Here is a 17417-nt window from a genome sequence, read left to right as displayed (position 1 = left end):
CCGGACGGTTCAGTCGGCCCGCGTCGAGACCGGCGAGGCCACGACGCGCATCCCCTCGTCGTCGACGATCAGTGCCTCGTCGTCGACGAGCAGCCGCAGCGGATGAGCCTGGCCGAACTCCGCGACGACCCGGTCGATCACCGCGGCGGGATACGAGACGCCGTCCGCGTGCGGCACGACGACCACGTCGACCAGGCCGAGGCCACGGAGGTCGGTCAGGCCGGGCGCCTCGGTCGCATCGTCCATCGGAGCGATCGGCGCGATCGTCGGACCGGCCACCACCGAACCCGCGCTCAACCCGATGTACGGCAGCCCCGCACGCACCCGGCCCACGATCACGCGGTCGGCTCCCGCGGAGCGCAGGGCGTGCAGCAGGGAGAACGTGTTCCCGCCGGCGACGTAGAGCGCGTCCACGCGATCGAGGGCGGCCTCGACCTCGGCGAGCGGGGTGCCGCTCAACCGGAGGGTCTCGACGTCGTACCCGAGACCGGTGAGCGCCGCGCGCTCCGCGTCGACGAAGGGCGCACCGTCATACGCGAGGGCCGCGTCCGGGACGTATCCCACGCGGATGCGGTCGGCGCGCCCGAGAGCCTCCCGGAGGAACGCGGGGATCGCGGAGACACCGAGAGAGAGCAGCAGCAGACGCACGGCCCCATCGTACGTGGACGCCCGCCGGACGCTCTCGCCGTCTCACGCCTCCGAGCGCGGCAGCGTCTCCCCGCGGAAGAAGGCCGGCAGGCGCCGGCGCATCACGAGCATGACGGCGACGCCGGACAGCAGGATGACCATGCCGAGGAGGAAGACCAGCCCGATACCGCCGATGTTCGATCCGCTCCCGTAGTCCGGGTCGAGGCTGTCGACGAGGGTCGTGACGAAGAGCACGCTGAGGATGACGCCGCCGATCAGCGGGCACACCAGCGTGAAGAACGCGTTGCGGAGCGAGGCGAACCACTTCCGGCGGAAGAACCACACGCACGCGAACGCGGTGATGCCGTAGTAGAAGCAGATCATCATCCCGAGGGTGGTGATCGTGTCCCACAGCACGTCCTCGCTGACGAAGCGCATGACGGCGTAGAAGACGCTGGCGACGACGGCCGAGACCACGGTCGAGTAGCCGGGGGTCATGAATCGCGGGCTGACGCGGGCGAACCGGGCGGGCAGAGCCCCGTAGTGGCCCATCGCCAGGAGGGTGCGGGCCGGGGAGACGGCGGTCGACTGGAGGGAGGCGGCGGAGCTCGAGAGCACCGCGATGGACATCAGGATGGCGAGCGGACCGAGCACCGGCCCGGCGAGGGCGAAGAAGACGTTCTCCTGGATGCCCGGGTTACCCAGGCCGATTCCGCCCTCCCCGGTGCCGGCGAACGAGATGGCGGCCATCGAGACGAACAGGTAGGCGACCACGATGATGACGACGGTGAGCGTCGCCGCACGACCCGGTGTGGAGCGGGAGCCCTTGGTCTCCTCCGACATCGTGAGGGTGACGTCCCAGCCCCAGAAGATGAAGATCGAGAGGGAGAGCCCGGCGGCGAAGGCGGAGAAGGACGGGACGCCGAACGGGTTGAACCAGTCGAGGCTCGGCGCCGTCGCGTCGAACGCGGTCCCGTTCGCGACGTGCACGAACGCCACGACGCCGAAGAGCACGAGCACCAGCAGCTGGAACCCGACCAGCACGTACTGGACCTTCTGCGTGGTCTGCATGTCGCGGTAGGAGATGAAGGTCGCCACCGCCATGAACGCCAGGCACGTGGCCACGTTGACGAACGGGTTCTCGGCCAGGTCGGCGATCGCCGGGTCGTGGAAGACCTGCGACAGCAGCAGGTAGAGGAAGTCGACGGCGATTCCCGCGAGGTTCGACAGCACGACGACCGTGGCGGCGATGAGGCCCCAACCGCCCATCCACCCGATGTAGGGGCCGAACGCGCGGGTCGCCCAGGTGAACGACGTGCCCGAGTCGGGCATCGCGTTGTTGAGCTCGCGGTAGCCGAACGCGACGAGCAGCATCGGCAGGAACCCGACCAGGAAGATCGCGGGGAGGTGGACCCCCACCTCTGAGACGGTCGGGCCGAGCGCGCCCGTCAACGTGTACGCGGGCGCGATGCACGAGATCCCGATCACGACGGCCCCGACGAGGCCGACCGATCCGGCGCTCAGGCCCTTGGCGGTGCGGGTCGAGCCCGTCTCGGTGGAATCCGCGGCGCTGCGGGTGCTCATCGGATGGTGCTCCTAGGGGGTGGTGCGGGGGACGACGATCATCGGGACGGGCAGGGCGCGCAGCATGGTGGAGGCGGTCGTGCCGAGGAAGAGGCGGCTGGGCTGCGCGAGGCGGCTCGACCCGACGACCGCGACCTCCCCCGGCTGCCAGTCGAGCGAGGAGACCGCGTGCGCGACGCTGTCGCCCGGGGCGACGGAGGCCGTGGCCTCGACGCCCTCGGGCAGAGCCGCGCGTGCATCTTCCAGCACGGCGGCGGCGTGATGCTCGCTCACGCGCTCCTTCGCCGAATCGACACCCGGCAGGTCGAGGGCGAGCAGCGAGACGAGGCGCAGTGGGGCGTGCGCCGACCCCGACAGCCGGGCACTGGTGGCGAGGACCGCGTCCGCACCCTCTCGCGTCCCGACCATCCCGGTGACGCGGGAGAGCGGCGCGGCCGAATCGCGCGAGCCCTGCGGCGCGAGCATCACCGGGACCGGCGAGGCGTGCAGCAGCGAGCCGGCGACCGAGCCGACCGTGAAGCGCCCGAGCAGGCCGTCCCGCGCGGCACCCACGACGATGAGCGCGGCACGGCCTGCCTCGGCGGCGGTGAGCAGCCCTCCGGCGAGGGAGTCGCCATAGACGACCCGCTCGCGCGAGGGCACCGCCTGGGGGATGCGCGACCGCGCATCCCCCAGCCAGCCCTCCGCGGTGTCGCGCAGGAGGGCGTCGTAGCCGGGGTCGTTCGGCACGATGGAGGGCCGCGAGTTCATCGGCAGGACCACCACGACGTCCAGCTGCGCGCCGGTCGACCCGGCCAGGGCGGCGGCCGCCGCGAGGGCGTCCTCTCCGGCCGGGGTCGCGGTGTAGCCGACGAGGATGCGCGGCGGAGTCGTGGTGGTCATGTCGATCCTGCGGCGATCAGGCGGGGATCAGCGTGTACTTGGTGCTGAGGTACTCGTGGATGCCCTCGAGCCCGCCCTCGCGGCCGAGACCCGACTGCTTGACGCCACCGAACGGCGCGGCGGCGTTGGAGACCAGACCGGTGTTGAGGCCCATCATCCCGGTGTCGACGCCGTCGATCAGGCGCTGGCCGCGGGCGAGGTCCTGGGTGAACACGTAGCCGACGAGCCCGTACTCGGTCTCGTTGGCGCGCGCCACGGCCTCCTCCTCCGTGGAGAAGGTCGTGATGGCCAGGATCGGTCCGAAGATCTCCTCGCGGAGGATCTCGCTGCCGGGCTGGACGTCGACGAGGACGGTCGGCTCGAAGAAGAAGCCGTCGCCCTCCGGGGCCGCACCGCCGGTGAGCACACGGGCGCCGCGCGAGACCGCGTCCTCCACGAGTGCCGCCATCGAGGCGACCGCGCGGTCGTCGATGAGCGGCCCGAGGGTGACGCCCTCGTCGGTGCCGCGGCCGACGCGGAGCGCGCTCACGCGCTCGGTGACGCGGGCGGCGAACTCCTCCGCGATCGACTCGTGCACGATGAAGCGGTTGGCCGCCGTGCAGGCCTGGCCCATGTTGCGGAACTTCGCGAGCATCGCGCCGTTCACGGCCGCATCGAGGTCGGCATCCTCGAACACGACGAACGGCGCGTTGCCGCCGAGCTCCATCGAGGTGCGCAGCACGTTCTGGCCGGCCTGGGCGAGCAGAGCGCGTCCGACCGGCGTGGAGCCCGTGAACGAGAGCTTGCGCAGACGCGGGTCCGCGATGATCGGCGCCGAGACGGCGCCGGAGGTGGAGGTCGTGATCACATTGACCACGCCGGCCGGCAGTCCGGCGTCCTCGAGCAGCTGCGCGAAGAAGAGGGTGGTGAGCGGGGTGAGCTCCGCCGGCTTCACCACAACGGTGCAGCCCGCGGCGAGAGCCGGGGCGATCTTGCGCGTGGCCATCGCGAGGGGGAAGTTCCACGGCGTGATGAAGAAGCTCGGCCCCACTGGGCGCTGCGAGACGACCATCGTGCCGGTGCCCTCCGGGTTAGACCCGTAGCGGCCGGAGATGCGCACGGCCTCCTCCGAGAACCAGCGGAGGAACTCGCCGCCGTAGGTGACCTCGCCGTTGGCCTCGGCCAGCGGCTTGCCCATCTCGAGCGTCATCAGCAGAGCGAAGTCGTCGCGGCGCTCCTGCAGCAGGTCGAACGCGCGGCGCAGGATCTCGGCGCGGGTGCGGGGCGGGGTCGCCGCCCACGCGTCCGCCGCCTCGGCGGCCGCGTCCAGAGCACGGATGCCGTCCTCCGGGCGCGCATTGGCGATGCGCTTGATCACGCGGCCGGTGGCCGGATCCTGGACCTGAATCGGGTCCTGGGTCCCGGCCTCCCAGCGGCCCGCGATGTACAGGCCGTCGGGGACTCGGGCGAGCAGCTCGCTCTCGCGGGCCGTCAGTCCGGGGGCGGTGTCGACGGCGCTCATGCGTTGGCCACCGCCTCCGCGACGACGTCCAGGCCCTCGATGAGGAGGTGATCCGGGATGCTCAGCGGCGGGAGGAAGCGGATGACGTTGCCATAGGTGCCGCAGGTGAGGAGCACGACTCCGGCGGCGTGGGCGGCGGCAGCGACCTTCGAGGTCAGGGCGGCGTCGGGCTCCCCGGTCTCCGGGTCGACGAGCTCGATCGCGACCATCGCACCGCGGCCGCGCACCTCGGCGACGCGCGGGTCGGCGTCGCGCAGGGCGCCGAGCTTCTCGAACAGGATGTCGCCGATCTCACGGGCCCGCTCGACCAGGCCGTCCTGCTCGTACGTCTCGATCGCGGCGAGGGCGGCGACGCACGCGAGCGGGTTGCCGCCGTAGGTGCCCCCGAGGCCGCCGACCTGCGGCGCGTCCATGATCTCGGCGCGGCCGGTGACGGCCGACAGCGGGAGGCCGCCGGCGATGCCCTTGGCGGTGACGATGAGGTCGGGGACCAGGCCGAACTGCTCGGAGGCGAACATAGTGCCGGTGCGGGCGAAGCCGGTCTGCACCTCGTCGGCGATGAAGACGACGCCGTTCGCGCTCGCCCACGCCTGCAGGGCGGGGAGGAAGCCGTCAGCCGGGACGATGAAGCCGCCCTCGCCCTGGATCGGCTCGATGATGATCGCAGCGAGGTTGCTCGCGCCGATCTGCTTCTCGATCAGCGTGATGGCGCGCTTCGCGGCCTCGGCGCCCGACAGGCCGCCGTCGCGCAGCGGATAGCTCAGCGGAGCGCGGTAGATCTCGGGCGCGAACGGGCCGAAGCCGTTCTTATAGGGCTGATTCTTCGCCGTGAGGCCCATCGTGAGGTTGGTGCGCCCGTGGTAGGCGTGGTCGAACGCGACGACGGCCTGCTTGCCGGTGTAGTGGCGGGCGATCTTGACCGCGTTCTCCACCGCCTCCGCGCCGGAGTTGAAGAGGGCGCTGCGCTTGGCGTGGTCACCGGGGGTGAGACGGTTGAGCGCCTCGGCGACGTCGACGTAGGAGTCGTAGGGGGCGACCGTGAAGCAGGTGTGCGTGAAGGCGGCGACCTGGGCGGTGACGGCCTCGACCACGCGCGGGGCCGCGTTGCCGACGCCGGTCACGGCGATGCCGGAGCCGAGGTCGATGAGCGAGTTGCCGTCGACGTCGACGATGACCCCTCCGCCGGCGGCCACGGTGTAGACCGGGATGGTGGCGCCGACACCGGCGGCCACGGCCTGCGCCTTGCGCTCGGAGCGCTTGCGGGACTCGGGGCCGGGGATCGGGGTGACGAGCCGGCGCTCCTGCGGGAGCGTCGGTCCGCCGAGGGGTGTGCTGATGGCGGTGTCGGTGATGGTCATGGCGGCATCGTATGGAGGGCGGCGCATCGCCGTCCTGGACACCGCGTACAATTCGTGGAGTCGGAATCGACACCCTGTCAAATTCGGAAGGCGACGATGCCCGCGACCCTCTCCCAGCTCCTCGCCCGCCCCGAGCTGGACCTCACGCTCCTGACCCCGGCGGGCGTCGGCGACCCCGATGCCCCGGTGCAATGGGCGCACAGCTCGGAGCTGCCCGACCCGACGCCGTTCCTCTCCCCCGGCCAGGTGCTGCTCGTCACCGGCACCCCCGACGATGTCGACCCGTACATCGCGCGCCTGGCCGAGCACGGCGTCGTCGGCCTCGGGTTCGGCACGGAGGTGGTGCGCGCCGGGACTCCGGACGCGCTGATCGACGCGTGCGTGCGCCACGGCCTCCCCCTCTTCGAGGTGCCGTACCGCACACCGTTCATCGCGATCGCCCGCTTCGTCGCCGACCGCGTCGCCGCCGACGCCTACGCCCGCAACACCTGGGCACTGCGCGCATCCCGCGCCATCTCGCTCGCCGCGCTGCGGCCCGACGCTCTCGCCGCGGTGCTGACCGAGCTGGCCAGGCAGATCGAGCGGCCGGTCGCCCTGATCGGGGCGGACGGCTCCCTCGACCGCGTCTCGCCGGCCGGGGCGCTGACGGCGGCGTCGCGCGACGCCCTCCTCGCCGCGGCCGACCCGCTGCTGCGCAGCCGCCGCCGCGCCGCCGGCTCGGCGGACACCGAGGCGGGCGCGTTCGCGCTCCAGACCCTCGGCGCCGCCGGCCGTCTGCGCGGCGTGCTCGCCATCGGCTCCGACGGTCTCGACCCGGCCGCCCAGCAGGTGGTCACCGGAGTCGTCGCCCTGGCCGGCCTTGCGCTCGAGCAGAGCCGCGCCACCGACGCCGCTCGCGCTCGCCTCCGGACGGCCGTCTGGCGCGCCCTCATCGCGGGCGACCGTGCGCTGGCCGAGTCCGTCGCTGAGCCGGTGCTCGGCGCGCTGCCGGAGGCCCCGGTACGCGTCACCGTGCTCACCGGAACCGCGCTGGCCGCCGCGGCCGACTGGCTGGAGTCCCACGCGGACGGCTTCTTCGCGCGCGACGGCCAGGAGCTCGTCCTGATGGAGTCGGAGGCGGGCGCCGACGCCGCCAACTCCGGCGCACTCGGCCCGGCCGCCGCCGCGCGCTTCGAACTGCGCGGCGGCACGTCGGCGCCGTCGTCGCTCGCCGATCTCCCGACCGCCCTCGCGCAGGCCGAGGTGGCGCGACAGCGGGCGACTCCCGCCTCCCCTGTCCCCTCGTTCGACGATGTCGCCACGGCCGGGATGCTCGCTCTCCTCCAGACCCCCGACGCCCGGGCCGTCGCGCAGACCGCGCTGGCCCCGCTCGTCGCCGCCGACCCCGGCCTCCCGGCCCTGCTGCGCACGTGGCTCGACAGCGACGGCGTCTACGACATCGCGGCCCGCCGCCTCGGCATCCACCGCCACACCCTCCGCGCCCGCGTCGCCGACGCCGAACGCCTTCTCGGCCGCGACCTCAGCGGCTTCGCCGCCCGCGCCGACCTCTACGCCGCCCTGCGGGCGACCGCCTAAGGCCCGCCGAAGTTCACGACGTTGCGCTCATTTCGGCGGAATGGGCGCAACGTCGTGAACTTCGGCGACAGGGGAACCCGCGCGCTCACGCCTCCCGCGTGATCGACACCGAGACGAACAGCTCCGAGGTTCCCGTGCCGGCGTAGACGCCGCGCAGGGGCGTGACGTCGGTGTAGTCGCGGCCGTGGCCGACGCGCACGTGGCGGTCGCCGATCTCGATGCCGTTGGTGGGGTCGTAGCCGTGCCAGGTGCCGCAGAACCATTCGACCCAGGCGTGGGATTCGCCGGTGACGGTCTCGCCGATCGCCGCCTCCGCCTTCGGGTGCAGGTAGCCCGACACGTAGCGGGCCGGGATGCCGGCCGAGCGGAGGGCGCCGATGGCGACGTGGGCGATGTCCTGGCAGACGCCGCTGCGGGCGTCCCAGGCCTCGGCGGCGGTCGTGCGCACCCCGGTCACGCCGCTGACGTACTCCATCCCGTCGCCGACGGCCGCGACGATCGCCCGCGCGACAGCGCACGGGTCTGCCGCTGAGCTCTTCTCGTCCGCCGCGAGCCCGGCGAGCGACGCGGGAGGCGCGGTCAGCTCCGTCTGCCGCAGCTGCTGCACGCACTCCCCCGAGCGCTGCACGGCGACCTCCAGCTCGTCCCAGCCGAGCCCGGCCGCGGGATGCTGCGCGTCCAGCACCTCGACCAGGCTGCTCGCGGTGATGGTGAGCTCGCGGTGCGGGTCGAGCACGTCGAAGGCCAGGACGCGGGTGCCCCAGTAATCGGTGTACTGGTGGTGGGAGGAGACCGGCTGCACGTCGAGCGCGGCGTGCAGGACCAGCTGGCGCTCGCCCGAGAGCGGGAGCATCCTGGCCTCGTTGTACGACGCGGTGACCTCGCCGTCGTAGCGGTAGCCCGTGGAGTGGGTGACCCGCAGCCGCTTCATACCCTGTCTCCGATCCAGCTGGGCGCCGCGTGCTCCGGGAAGTAGCGCTGGGTGACGGCCGCCGTCGCCGCACTCGTCGCATCCTGGATGGCGGACATGTACGCCGGCAGGTCGTCGATCACGTCGGCGACCGGCCGGAACTCGAGTTCGCTCTGCACCTGCCCGAGCAGCCGCACCGCACGGTCGGAGACCCCGGCGCGCTCGGTGCGGGGCTCGATGTCGCGCAGGCTGTCGACCGCTCGCGCGATCGAGTACAGGATCGAGCGCGGGAACAGCCTGTCGTGCAGCAGGAACTCGGCCGCGTTGCGCGCGGACGGAACGCCCCGGTAGGTGCGCAGGTACGCCTCGTACGCTCCGCACGAGCGCAGGATGGTCGTCCAGCTCGGGCCGCTCGCCTCGGTGAGCGAGCGGGTCGCGAGCAGCCGGGCGGTCATGTCCGCCCGCTCCACACTGCGGCCGAGGGTGAAGAAGTGCCAGGCCTCATCGCGGCTCGCCCCGGACTCCATGATCCCCACGGCGAGCGCCGTCCGGTCGCGGACCCAGGTGAAGAACTCGTGCACCTTGTCGCTGGTGACCCGCCGCGGCATCCGTGCGGCCGTGGTGTTCAGGCACTCCCACAGCTCGGTGGAGACGATCTCGCGGGCGCGACGGGCGTTCTCCCGGGCGGCGGCGAGCGAGTAGACGATGGAAGCGGGTGCGCTGCGGTCCACGGCGAGGATGCGCAGCACGTCCTCCCGCACCAGCGCACCGTCGGGCGCCTCGCTGCCCATCACGCCGAGCAGCGACCGGCAGGCGGTGTCCTCGTCGATCCACGGGTCCTCCAGGAGCAGCTGGAGGTGCACGTCCAGGATGCGCGCGGTGCCGTCGCTGCGCTCGACGTAGCGGCCGATCCAGAACAGCGACGACGCGATGCGGCTCAGCATGCCGGGGCCTCCTCCCGGTCGGCGCGCGTCTGCTGCTGTTGCTGCTGCTGTTGTTGCTGGTCGGCGCGCGGCGCGTCCTCTTCGGAGTGATCGGGCGCGTGCGGGGCAGGGAAGATCGCGAGTGCCGCCTGATCTGCGACGAGCCCGGCGACCGCGCGCGGCTCGTGCCCGTTCTCCGCCTCGACCGCGCCGCCGGCCGTGCCGACGACCCAGGTGTCCTTGGAGCCGCCGCCCTGGCTGCTGTTCACGACCAGCTGTCCCTCTGCGAGCGCCACCCGGGTCAGGCCGCCCGGCAGCACCCAGACGTCACGCCCGTCGTTCACCGCGAACGGGCGCAGGTCGACGTGCCGGGGGCGCATGCCGTCTTCCACCAGGGTCGGGATGGTGGAGAGCTGCACGACGGGCTGGGCGATCCACCCGCGCGGGTCGGCGATGAGGCGGGCCCGCAGGTCGGCGAGCTCGCGGCGGGAGGCGTCGGGCCCGATGACGAGGCCCTTGCCGCCGGAGCCGTCGACCGGCTTGACGACCAGCTCGTCCAGCCGGTCGAGCACCTCGGCGAGCGCCTCCGGCTCCTCCAGCCGCCAGGTGTCGACGTTCGGGAGGATCGGCTCCTCGGCCAGGTAGTACCGGATGAGGTCGGGCACGTAGGTGTAGACGAGCTTGTCGTCCGCGACGCCGTTTCCGACGGCGTTCGCGATCGTCACGTTGCCGAGCCGCGCCGCGAGCATCAGGCCGGGCGTGCCGAGCACCGAGTCGACGCGGAACTGCAGCGGGTCGATGAATTCGTCGTCGATCCTCCGGTAGATCACGTCGACGCGCTGCGGCCCGCTGGTGGTCCGCATCCACACCTTCCCGGCGGAGCAGAACAGGTCGCGCCCCTCCACCAGCTCCACGCCCATCAACCGGGCCAGGAGGGTGTGCTCGAAGTATGCGGAGTTGTAGACCCCCGGGGTCAGCACGACGACGTTGGGGTTGTCCATGCCGCCCGGCGCGCTCGCCTTCAGCGCCTGCAGCAGCCGGTAGGGGTAGTCGCCGACCGGCCGCACGCGCATGGAGGTGAACAGTTCGGGCAGCGTCTGCGCCATGACCCGTCGATTGGAGATCACGTAGCTGACACCGCTGGGCACCCGCACGTTGTCCTCGAGCACGCGCCAGTCGCCGTGCTCGTCGCGGATCAGGTCGATCCCGGAGACGTGGATGCGCACTCCGTTGGCGCTCTCGATCCCGGCGGCCGCCCGATGGAAGTGCGCGGACGAGGTGATCAGCCCGGCGGGGACGACGCCGTCGCGCACCGCGTTCTGCGCGCCGTAGACGTCGCTCAGAAACGCCTCCAGCGCCCGCACCCGCTGCCCGACGCCGGCTTCGATGTGCGCCCATTCCGGCTGCTCGATCACGCGCGGGACCGCGTCGAGCGGGAACGGCCGCTCTTCGCCCGCGAAGTCGAACGTCACGCCCTGCGCGAGGTATGAGCTGGCCAGCGCGTCGGTGCGTCCGCGCAGCTCGTCCTGCGTGAGCGCGGCGAGCGCCGTGAACAGCTCACGGTAGGCCGGCCGGGTCCGGGAGGCGTGCGCCGTGCGCGCGTCACCGAACATCTCGTCGAACGGAGTCGCACGGCCACGCCGGCGTCGTGCCGTCTGCACCCCGTACCCGCCGAACAGATCTCCCATGGGCTGACGCTAGCGCCGCGGCGTTACCCCCAGATTTCCGCACGTTTCCGGGATGTTGCCCCACGGCGGTCCGCGCACCCCTGTTTTGTGTCCGGTCACCGCGCAGCGCCAGAATGGGCGGATGACCACTCCCCTCTCCGGCACCCACTTCGGCCTGAGCGCCGGCGACTACCACGCCACCATCGCCTCCGTCGGGGCGTCGCTGCGCACCCTGGAGCACAAGGGGCGCGCGCTCGTGGTGCCGTTCGAGGCCGACGAGGTGCGGCCGGCGTATCGCGGCGCGACCCTGGCCCCGTGGCCCAACCGGGTCGTGGACGGGAAGTACACGTTCGAGGGCGTGGAGCAGCAGCTCCCCCTCACCGAGCCGGACCGCGGTCACGCCTTGCACGGTCTCGCGACCTGGCTCGACTTCGCCGCGGTCGACCGCTCCGGCAGCAGCGTCACCTTCGCCGCCACGATCGAGGCCCAGGCCGGCTACCCGCACCGCGTCGAGGTCTCGGTCGCCTTCAGTCTGGACGAGTGCGGCCTCCGCACGGAGGTCACCGCGACCAACACCGGCCCGACGGCCGCACCGTGGGGCACCGGACCGCACCCGTATCTCGTCGCCGGCGACGGACGGGTGGACGACTGGACGCTCCGCCTCCCCGCCGACACGGTGCTCTCGGTCGACCCGGAGCGCCTCATCCCGATCGACCTCACCAGCGTGGAGACGGAGGGCGACGGCGCGTTCGACTTCCGCGCCGAGCGTCGTATCGGCGACACATTCATCGACCACGCGTTCACCGGGCTCACCCGCGACGCGGACGGCCTCGCCACGGTCGCCCTGCGCGCGGCGGACGGAACGGGTGTCGAGATGGTCTGGGACGAGGCCTGCCCGTGGGTCCAGATCCACACCGCCGACCAGCCCGACCCGGCGCTCGACCGCCTCGGTCTCGCCGTCGAGCCGATGACGTGCCCGCCGGACGCCTTCAACTCCGGCACCGACCTGATCGTGCTGCGGCCGGGCGCATCCACGACCGCGTCGTGGACGATTCGCACGCTGGCGTGATCGGGCATCGTTTCAGCCGTCAGGCGAGGTGGCGCGGAGGTCTGCGCCATCTTTGAATGTATTGCACACATACTTCTCACTTCTCTAGCGCAGTAGCGAGGCGACAACCTACCATCTAGGTAATGAATAGGTCTTCGCCCCCGCCGATCCCGGCACGCCGCCTCCTGTCTGGGGCAGCCGCTCTCTCGAGCCTCTGGGCGTTGACAGCGTGTGTCGCAACTCCCTCGCCGTTCTCATCGGAACGCACACCGGACGACGACGTCCCCACAGACGTGTCGCGTCGCCTCGAGCTCGCAGATCCCACTTCGACCAGACTCGCAGGGATCGTTGACGGCAACAGGGTCTACCTCGCCCTGCCTCGCGCGACGGAGCACGGGGTCTGCCTGGTGCTCGTCGACGACTCTGAGGATCCGGTCGAGGGGTGCGGAACGGCACCCCAGTTCGACGTCCTGAGCCCAACCATCACAGCGCGATTCGTCGTCGACGGAGGCGGCGAGGTCGGCAGAGGCTGGACGCGGGTCTCTCCGAACGTTTCGATACGGGCGCGGGACTAGGCGGGGACGTGCCGAGGCTCGGGCTCGTCCCCGCCAATGCCTACCCGTGATACGTGATCTTGGGGCCACTCGTCCGGGATTTGCGTCCGAACTCGTATTTCACGTCTGCCGGGACTTCGGCTTCCTTGGCGACGACAAGATTCGAGCCGAGTTTGCGCCATGGTTGCGACAGTGGTCGCGGATCCGGCTGAAAGCTGCGCCAGGAAGCTCGAGCGCCGCGAGCGACCCGTCGCCCTCGCGTTCGGCTTCGCGATGTTCGGCACGTTCATCCTGGTGCCCACCCTGCTCCAGCTGCCCACCGTGCTCGGATACGGGTTCGGCAAGTCCGTCAGCGACTCGGGACTCTACCTGCTGCCGACCGTCGTCGCGATGGTCATCGCCGGCGTCGTCGCGGGTGTCGTGATCCGCAAAGCCGGCCCGAAGATCCCCATGGTCATCGGCGGGGTGGCGGTCGCCGTCGCCTTCCTCATCCCCGCGCTCGGACACAGCGAGGAGTGGCAGATCATCGTCTCCGGCATCCTCACCGGCCTCGGCATCGGAATGGCCCTGGCGGCGATCTCCAACGCGATCGTCGAGAGCGTGCCCACGGCCCAGACCGGCGAGGCGATCAGCGCCAACACGGTCGTCCGCACCGTCGGGAGCAGCATCGGCACCGCCGTCATCGCCGCGATCGTCTCGTCCAACGTCACCCCGCAGGGCGCCCCCACCGACGACGCGTTCACCATCGGCTTCTGGGTCTCCGCCGGTGTCGGCGCGCTCGCCATCATCGCAGCCTTGGCCGCCCCGTCGCTACGCGCCCGGCGGCGCGAGGCCGCCGAGGCCGGCGTCGACGACTTCGACGAGCTCGAGCACTCGACAAAGTAGCGCACCCGCGACCGCCGAGGTCGCAACCACGCAAGACGGGCCTGCTCGAAGGAGCCGGCCCGTCCTGCGCGTCCGGGGTCAGTCCCGCGGCTGTCGCCGTGATGCACGGCGAACGAGGAGGAGGACGCCGACCACACCGGCGGCGAGGACGCCGGCGATCCCGCCGACCACGCCAACGATGGCGAGACCGTGGATGATGTCCATCACGGCGTCGAGTCCCAACGCGATGTATCCCTCACGTAGAACGAGAGGTTGTAGACCCCCGAACCGCTGCCGAGGAGGAAGGTCACATAGAGCGTGCCCTGAACATGAGCCGGAGAGGAACCGCTCTGGTCACGCCGTACAAGGTTGAAGCCGGTCGAGTTGACGGTCGCGGCACCCGTCCAGTAACCGATCTGCCGATAGTTCGAGACTTGGGCCTGGCCGATCGAGCTCCGTCGCCCATCGGAAAGGAACGAGATCGTGTAGAGGGCGGTGTTCGTTTGAACCCGGCAGTCGTAGAACGGGAAGTTACCCGCGCCCGACCCCTCTCTACAGCCCGAGATCGCTCGGCCCACTCGATCCTGGAGGCCGTTCCGCGGTATTTCGATGGAGGACACGATCGGTGACCCGTCGGCGTATAAGCGTGTCGTGATCTCCCGATCGCCGCTGACGACCGTGGTCTCGGCGACCGGCTGTGCTCCGCTGACAGAATCCCACGTCCCTCCGGCGAGGAGTTTGGCCATCAGCCGATCTTGAGTCGCAGCGTCCACTCCGGCATCGGACAACCGAGATCGAATCCCCTCGAGATCGATATCCGAACGAGCTTGGGCCGGGATCGCCGATGAAATGACGAGGACGGCCGTCGCCAGCACAGAGCCCACCGTCGCCATCGTTCTCATAAATGCGTTCTTCATTGCATCTTTCCTTCCACAAGCGACACCTTTGTCGCCGTATGGCGCATAGCATTTCACATCTGCAAAAAGTGCTCCAGCGCCTAGAAACTTAGATTCTGGGTGCTTGAGACGCCGGACACCCCCGACCGCGTCCCTTGGATGCGGGGCGCTTGCCGCACAAATCGCCTATTCGGTCCCGGCCGCGCCACGAGCAGGATGGGGAATGCCCGGCCCCGAGACGCCGGGGGCGGAACGAGAGAACGGATGCGATCGATGTGCACACGCGTTGTCTGGCCCGATGCCAACGGCTCGGTGATCGTGGGGCGGAACATGGACTTCCACCTCGATCTCCTGACGAACCTCTGGAAGCTGCCGCGGGGCATCGAGCGCTCGGACGGCGTCGACGGCACGCTCACCTGGAAGGCGAAGTACGGCAGCGTGGTGGCGACGGCCTTCGACCTCATCGCGACCGACGGCATGAACGAGAAGGGGTTCGCCGGGCACATCCTGTGGCTGGCGGAGTCGGACTACGGTAAGCCGGCCGACGGCTCCACCCAGTTGAGCCAGGCGGTGTGGCTGCAGTACTACCTCGACAACTTCGCGACGGTGGCCGAGGCCGTCGAGTGGACCAACAGCACGCAGGTCGGAATCGCGCAGCTCTTCGACCCCACCGGCCACATCGTGCCGACCCTCCACCTCGCCATCAACGACGCAACCGGCGACTCGGCGATCATCGAGTACACCGACGGCACGCCGACCGTCTACCACAGCCGGGACTACCAGGTCATGACCAACTCCCCCGCGTTCGACCAGCAGCTCGAGCTCGTGAAGCAGATCGACGGGCTCGGCGGAGACCAGCCGCTCCCGGGGTCGACGCTCGCGAGCGACCGGTTCGCGCGCGCGTCGTACTACGTCGCGCACCAGGTGCAGCCGAAGACGCAGATCGCCGCGATGGCGGCCATGTTCAGCATCATCCGCAACGCGGCGCAGCCGTTCCGCACGCCGGAACCGGGCAAGCCGGACGCCTCGCAGACGATCTGGCAGGTCGTGCTCGACCTCACCAACAGGCGCTACGCGTTCGAGTCGACGACGCGACCGAACGTCGTCTGGGTCGACTTCGACAAGGTCAGCTTCGCGGAGGGCACGAAAGTGCTCAAGCTCGACCTGGTGGGCCGGCTCGCCCTCGAAGGCGGCCTGGCGGGCGACGCGAGCCACAAGTTCACCGACCCGGGCGAGCTGACGGAGGAGCTCCTCACGGTAGGCCTCGACGCCCTCGAGTTCGTGGCGCGCAAGCAGGACGAGTTCGCCGCGGTCCAGAAGGCGGTGCAGGAGCTGGTCGGGACGGGCGCCGCGGCGTAGGAGCAGCGCGGACGCCGCAGATGCCGAAGGCACAGGCGCCGAACGGGCCGGCTCCACGAAAGCCGGCCCGTTCTGCGTTTCCGCCGGCGCTGGGGGCCGACGGAGGAGTGCGTGCGGCATCCACGACAGGCCGCACGCCGTCTGGGGTCAGGATGCCGAAGCGGCTCCTGCGGTGGTGAGGGAGGCGAGGATCGCCGCGGCGGTCTCGCGGCCGACGCGGATCGCGCCGTCCACGTGCTGGTAGCCGCGACCGGCCATGTCGCTGCACGAGAAGTGCACGGGGCCGACAGGGACGCGGAGGTCGGAGCCGTAGCGGGCGAGGCCTCCCATGTCGAAGCTGGCCGCGTAGGCGCCGCGGGTCCACTCCTCGCTGCCCCAGTCGCTCTCGTAGTAGACCACCGGGCTGAGCGCCTTCTCGCCGTAGTAGTGCGAGAGGGACTCCAGGATGCGGGCCTTGCGCTCCTCCGGGGTCAAGCGGAAGACGTCGTCGGCGGACTCGTCCGAGACGAAGCCGACGAGCGTGCCGCGCGGGTCGCCGTGGTAGCTGTTGTCGTACGCCTCGTGCACGAGCTCATACGGGCTGAACGCGGTGCCGGAGAGGCCGTCCTCACGCCAGAACGGCGTCTCGTAGACGGCGTGCACCTTGATGACGAAGCCCATCGACAGGTGCTGGTGCATCTGCTGCTGGCGGCGCGGGAGCGGCGGCTCGTACGAGATGCGGCTGATGAGCACCGGCGGGACGGCGAGGATGACGCGGCGGGCGCGGACCTCCACACCGTCGGCGATCGCGGTGACGCCGTCGTCGCCCCAGCGCAGCGTGCGCACCGGTGCGTTCAGGATGACGTCGTCGCCGAGGCGCTCGGCGAGCAGCAGCGGGACCTGCTGCAGGCCGCCCTTCACGCGCTTGTCGAGGATGAAGTCGGCGTCCACCAGGTGCGAGAAGCTGCCCGCACTGGCGGCCATGAGCAGCGCCTGCAGCGCGGAGAACGCGTGCGCGGGCTTGGTCAGCATGGCGCCGGCGATGAACATGCCGATGTTGAGCCGCGCCTCCTCGTCGTCGGTCTGCGTCTCCAGCCAGCGACGGAACGAGATCTCGTCGAACTCCTTCGCCTGCGGGTGCTCCCACGGGCGGTCCGGGTCGATCTCGGCGACGAGCGCGTCGAGCCGGTCGATGAGGCCGACGATCTCGCGCTCGGTGGTCGGAGCGACGGGGAAGATCTCGCCCTCGAAGGTGCGGCGTTCCCCGCCCTCGCCGAGGTAGACGTTGATGCCGTCGCGATAGCGCTCGTAGGTCTCGAGACCGAGCTCGGCGAGGGTGTCGATCAGGGCGTCCTGGTCGGGCGACACCCACTGGCCGCCGATCTCGAGGGTCGCCCCGTCGATGTCGTCGGTCCACAGCCGTCCGCCGACGCGGTCACGCGCCTCCAGCACGGCGACGGTCAGGCCCGCCTTCTTCAGTTCGGTCGCGGCCGTCAGTCCGGAAGCACCGGCGCCGATGATGACGACGTCACGTTCGATGCTGCTCATGGCTATCACTCCTCGATGGGTCACTGCGAGGCTAGGCGGGCCGCCTCACGGCTCAGCTATACACCCTGTCGACCGCCGCGTGGCCCCTTCGACAAACTGTCGAGGGGTATCGGGTCCGCGTGCCCCGCGTTCCCCTCCCGTT

The 17417-nt window shown here is 70.9% G+C and carries 15 protein-coding genes; 4 read left to right on the top strand and 11 right to left on the bottom strand.

Features of this window, described 5'->3' with window-relative positions:
• Positions 1-9: 9 nt before the first annotated feature.
• The 5 genes from LLS1_RS16315 to gabT are packed head-to-tail and all read right to left on the bottom strand — an operon-like array spanning position 10 to position 5952.
• The gene (locus LLS1_RS16315; protein ID WP_226657180.1) at positions 10-648 is read right to left on the bottom strand and encodes a Type 1 glutamine amidotransferase-like domain-containing protein; all 639 of its coding nucleotides are present in this window, start codon (positions 646-648) and stop codon (positions 10-12) included.
• Between the two features lie 42 nt (positions 649-690).
• Positions 691-2211, bottom strand: a complete 1521-nt coding sequence (locus LLS1_RS16310) for an APC family permease (RefSeq protein WP_226657178.1) — start codon at positions 2209-2211, stop codon at positions 691-693.
• A gap of 12 nt (positions 2212-2223) precedes the next feature.
• A complete protein-coding gene (locus LLS1_RS16305; RefSeq protein ID WP_223359604.1) occupies positions 2224-3093 on the bottom strand; it encodes a universal stress protein in 870 nt (289 codons plus the stop codon).
• Positions 3094-3109: 16 nt separating this feature from the next.
• Complete coding sequence (locus LLS1_RS16300) at positions 3110-4594, bottom strand: NAD-dependent succinate-semialdehyde dehydrogenase (RefSeq protein ID WP_226657177.1); 1485 nt, start codon at positions 4592-4594, stop codon at positions 3110-3112.
• Positions 4591-5952 carry a 4-aminobutyrate--2-oxoglutarate transaminase gene (gabT, locus tag LLS1_RS16295; RefSeq protein ID WP_223359601.1) on the bottom strand — a complete coding sequence of 454 codons (1362 nt, stop codon included), beginning with the start codon at positions 5950-5952 and terminating at the stop codon, positions 4591-4593. The genes LLS1_RS16300 and gabT overlap by 4 nt, the downstream gene beginning before the upstream one ends.
• Positions 5953-6048: 96 nt before the next feature.
• On the opposite strand from gabT, the gene LLS1_RS16290 reads away from it, so the two are divergent.
• Entirely contained in the window at positions 6049-7527 is a 1479-nt protein-coding gene (locus LLS1_RS16290) for a PucR family transcriptional regulator (protein ID WP_226657175.1), read from the top strand.
• Positions 7528-7612: 85 nt separating this feature from the next.
• Here LLS1_RS16290 and LLS1_RS16285 read toward each other — a convergent pair whose 3' ends face one another.
• The 3 genes from LLS1_RS16285 to LLS1_RS16275 are packed head-to-tail and all read right to left on the bottom strand — an operon-like array spanning position 7613 to position 11048.
• A complete protein-coding gene (locus tag LLS1_RS16285) occupies positions 7613-8458 on the bottom strand; it encodes a transglutaminase family protein (protein WP_223359597.1) in 846 nt (281 codons plus the stop codon).
• Positions 8455-9381 carry an alpha-E domain-containing protein gene (locus tag LLS1_RS16280; protein ID WP_223359595.1) on the bottom strand — a complete coding sequence of 309 codons (927 nt, stop codon included), beginning with the start codon at positions 9379-9381 and terminating at the stop codon, positions 8455-8457. Before LLS1_RS16280 ends, LLS1_RS16285 begins: the two co-directional genes overlap by 4 nt.
• The gene (locus LLS1_RS16275; RefSeq protein WP_226657173.1) at positions 9375-11048 is read right to left on the bottom strand and encodes a circularly permuted type 2 ATP-grasp protein; all 1674 of its coding nucleotides are present in this window, start codon (positions 11046-11048) and stop codon (positions 9375-9377) included. The genes LLS1_RS16280 and LLS1_RS16275 overlap by 7 nt, the downstream gene beginning before the upstream one ends.
• A gap of 121 nt (positions 11049-11169) precedes the next feature.
• On the opposite strand from LLS1_RS16275, the gene LLS1_RS16270 reads away from it, so the two are divergent.
• Both LLS1_RS16270 and LLS1_RS16265 read left to right on the top strand, forming a co-directional pair.
• On the top strand, positions 11170-12096 hold the full coding sequence (locus LLS1_RS16270) for an aldose 1-epimerase family protein (protein ID WP_226657171.1): 927 nt from the start codon (positions 11170-11172) through the stop codon (positions 12094-12096).
• 713 nt (positions 12097-12809) lie between these two features.
• Positions 12810-13514: an MFS transporter gene (locus LLS1_RS16265; RefSeq protein WP_226657169.1), complete on the top strand. Its 705-nt coding sequence runs from the start codon at positions 12810-12812 to the stop codon at positions 13512-13514.
• Between the two features lie 78 nt (positions 13515-13592).
• Here LLS1_RS16265 and LLS1_RS16260 read toward each other — a convergent pair whose 3' ends face one another.
• Both LLS1_RS16260 and LLS1_RS16255 read right to left on the bottom strand, forming a co-directional pair.
• On the bottom strand, positions 13593-13736 hold the full coding sequence (locus tag LLS1_RS16260) for a hypothetical protein (RefSeq protein WP_226657167.1): 144 nt from the start codon (positions 13734-13736) through the stop codon (positions 13593-13595).
• On the bottom strand, positions 13718-14410 hold the full coding sequence (locus LLS1_RS16255; protein ID WP_226657165.1) for a hypothetical protein: 693 nt from the start codon (positions 14408-14410) through the stop codon (positions 13718-13720). The genes LLS1_RS16260 and LLS1_RS16255 overlap by 19 nt, the downstream gene beginning before the upstream one ends.
• A gap of 252 nt (positions 14411-14662) precedes the next feature.
• Between LLS1_RS16255 and LLS1_RS16250 the strand changes: the two genes are divergently transcribed.
• Positions 14663-15748: a linear amide C-N hydrolase gene (locus tag LLS1_RS16250; RefSeq protein WP_226657163.1), complete on the top strand. Its 1086-nt coding sequence runs from the start codon at positions 14663-14665 to the stop codon at positions 15746-15748.
• 147 nt (positions 15749-15895) lie between these two features.
• Here the strand turns inward: LLS1_RS16250 and LLS1_RS16245 are convergent, their stop codons facing one another.
• Positions 15896-17275, bottom strand: a complete 1380-nt coding sequence (locus LLS1_RS16245) for an NAD(P)/FAD-dependent oxidoreductase (RefSeq protein ID WP_226657161.1) — start codon at positions 17273-17275, stop codon at positions 15896-15898.
• Between the last annotated feature and the right edge of the window lie 142 nt (positions 17276-17417).

Source organism: Leifsonia sp. LS1 (assembly GCF_020521355.1).
Taxonomy (GTDB): domain Bacteria; phylum Actinomycetota; class Actinomycetes; order Actinomycetales; family Microbacteriaceae; genus Leifsonia.
The sequence above is the reverse complement of the archived record's forward strand: the minus strand, read 5'-3'. Positions and strand labels throughout refer to the sequence as shown.

Excerpts from the sequence above, each read along its gene's own strand:
- LLS1_RS16290 (WP_226657175.1), top strand. The coding sequence starts at position 6,049 with ATGCCCGCGACCCTCTCCCAGCTCCTCGCCCGCCCCGAGCTGGACCTC.
- LLS1_RS16250 (WP_226657163.1), top strand. The coding sequence starts at position 14,663 with ATGTGCACACGCGTTGTCTGGCCCGATGCCAACGGCTCGGTGATCGTG.
- LLS1_RS16280 (WP_223359595.1), bottom strand. The coding sequence starts at position 9,381 with ATGCTGAGCCGCATCGCGTCGTCGCTGTTCTGGATCGGCCGCTACGTC.
- LLS1_RS16305 (WP_223359604.1), bottom strand. The coding sequence starts at position 3,093 with ATGACCACCACGACTCCGCCGCGCATCCTCGTCGGCTACACCGCGACC.
- LLS1_RS16265 (WP_226657169.1), top strand. The coding sequence starts at position 12,810 with ATGGTTGCGACAGTGGTCGCGGATCCGGCTGAAAGCTGCGCCAGGAAG.
- LLS1_RS16255 (WP_226657165.1), bottom strand. The coding sequence starts at position 14,410 with ATGAAGAACGCATTTATGAGAACGATGGCGACGGTGGGCTCTGTGCTG.
- gabT (WP_223359601.1), bottom strand. The coding sequence starts at position 5,952 with ATGACCATCACCGACACCGCCATCAGCACACCCCTCGGCGGACCGACG.
- LLS1_RS16270 (WP_226657171.1), top strand. The coding sequence starts at position 11,170 with ATGACCACTCCCCTCTCCGGCACCCACTTCGGCCTGAGCGCCGGCGAC.
- LLS1_RS16245 (WP_226657161.1), bottom strand. The coding sequence starts at position 17,275 with ATGAGCAGCATCGAACGTGACGTCGTCATCATCGGCGCCGGTGCTTCC.
- LLS1_RS16285 (WP_223359597.1), bottom strand. The coding sequence starts at position 8,458 with ATGAAGCGGCTGCGGGTCACCCACTCCACGGGCTACCGCTACGACGGC.
- LLS1_RS16275 (WP_226657173.1), bottom strand. The coding sequence starts at position 11,048 with ATGGGAGATCTGTTCGGCGGGTACGGGGTGCAGACGGCACGACGCCGG.
- LLS1_RS16310 (WP_226657178.1), bottom strand. The coding sequence starts at position 2,211 with ATGAGCACCCGCAGCGCCGCGGATTCCACCGAGACGGGCTCGACCCGC.
- LLS1_RS16300 (WP_226657177.1), bottom strand. The coding sequence starts at position 4,594 with ATGAGCGCCGTCGACACCGCCCCCGGACTGACGGCCCGCGAGAGCGAG.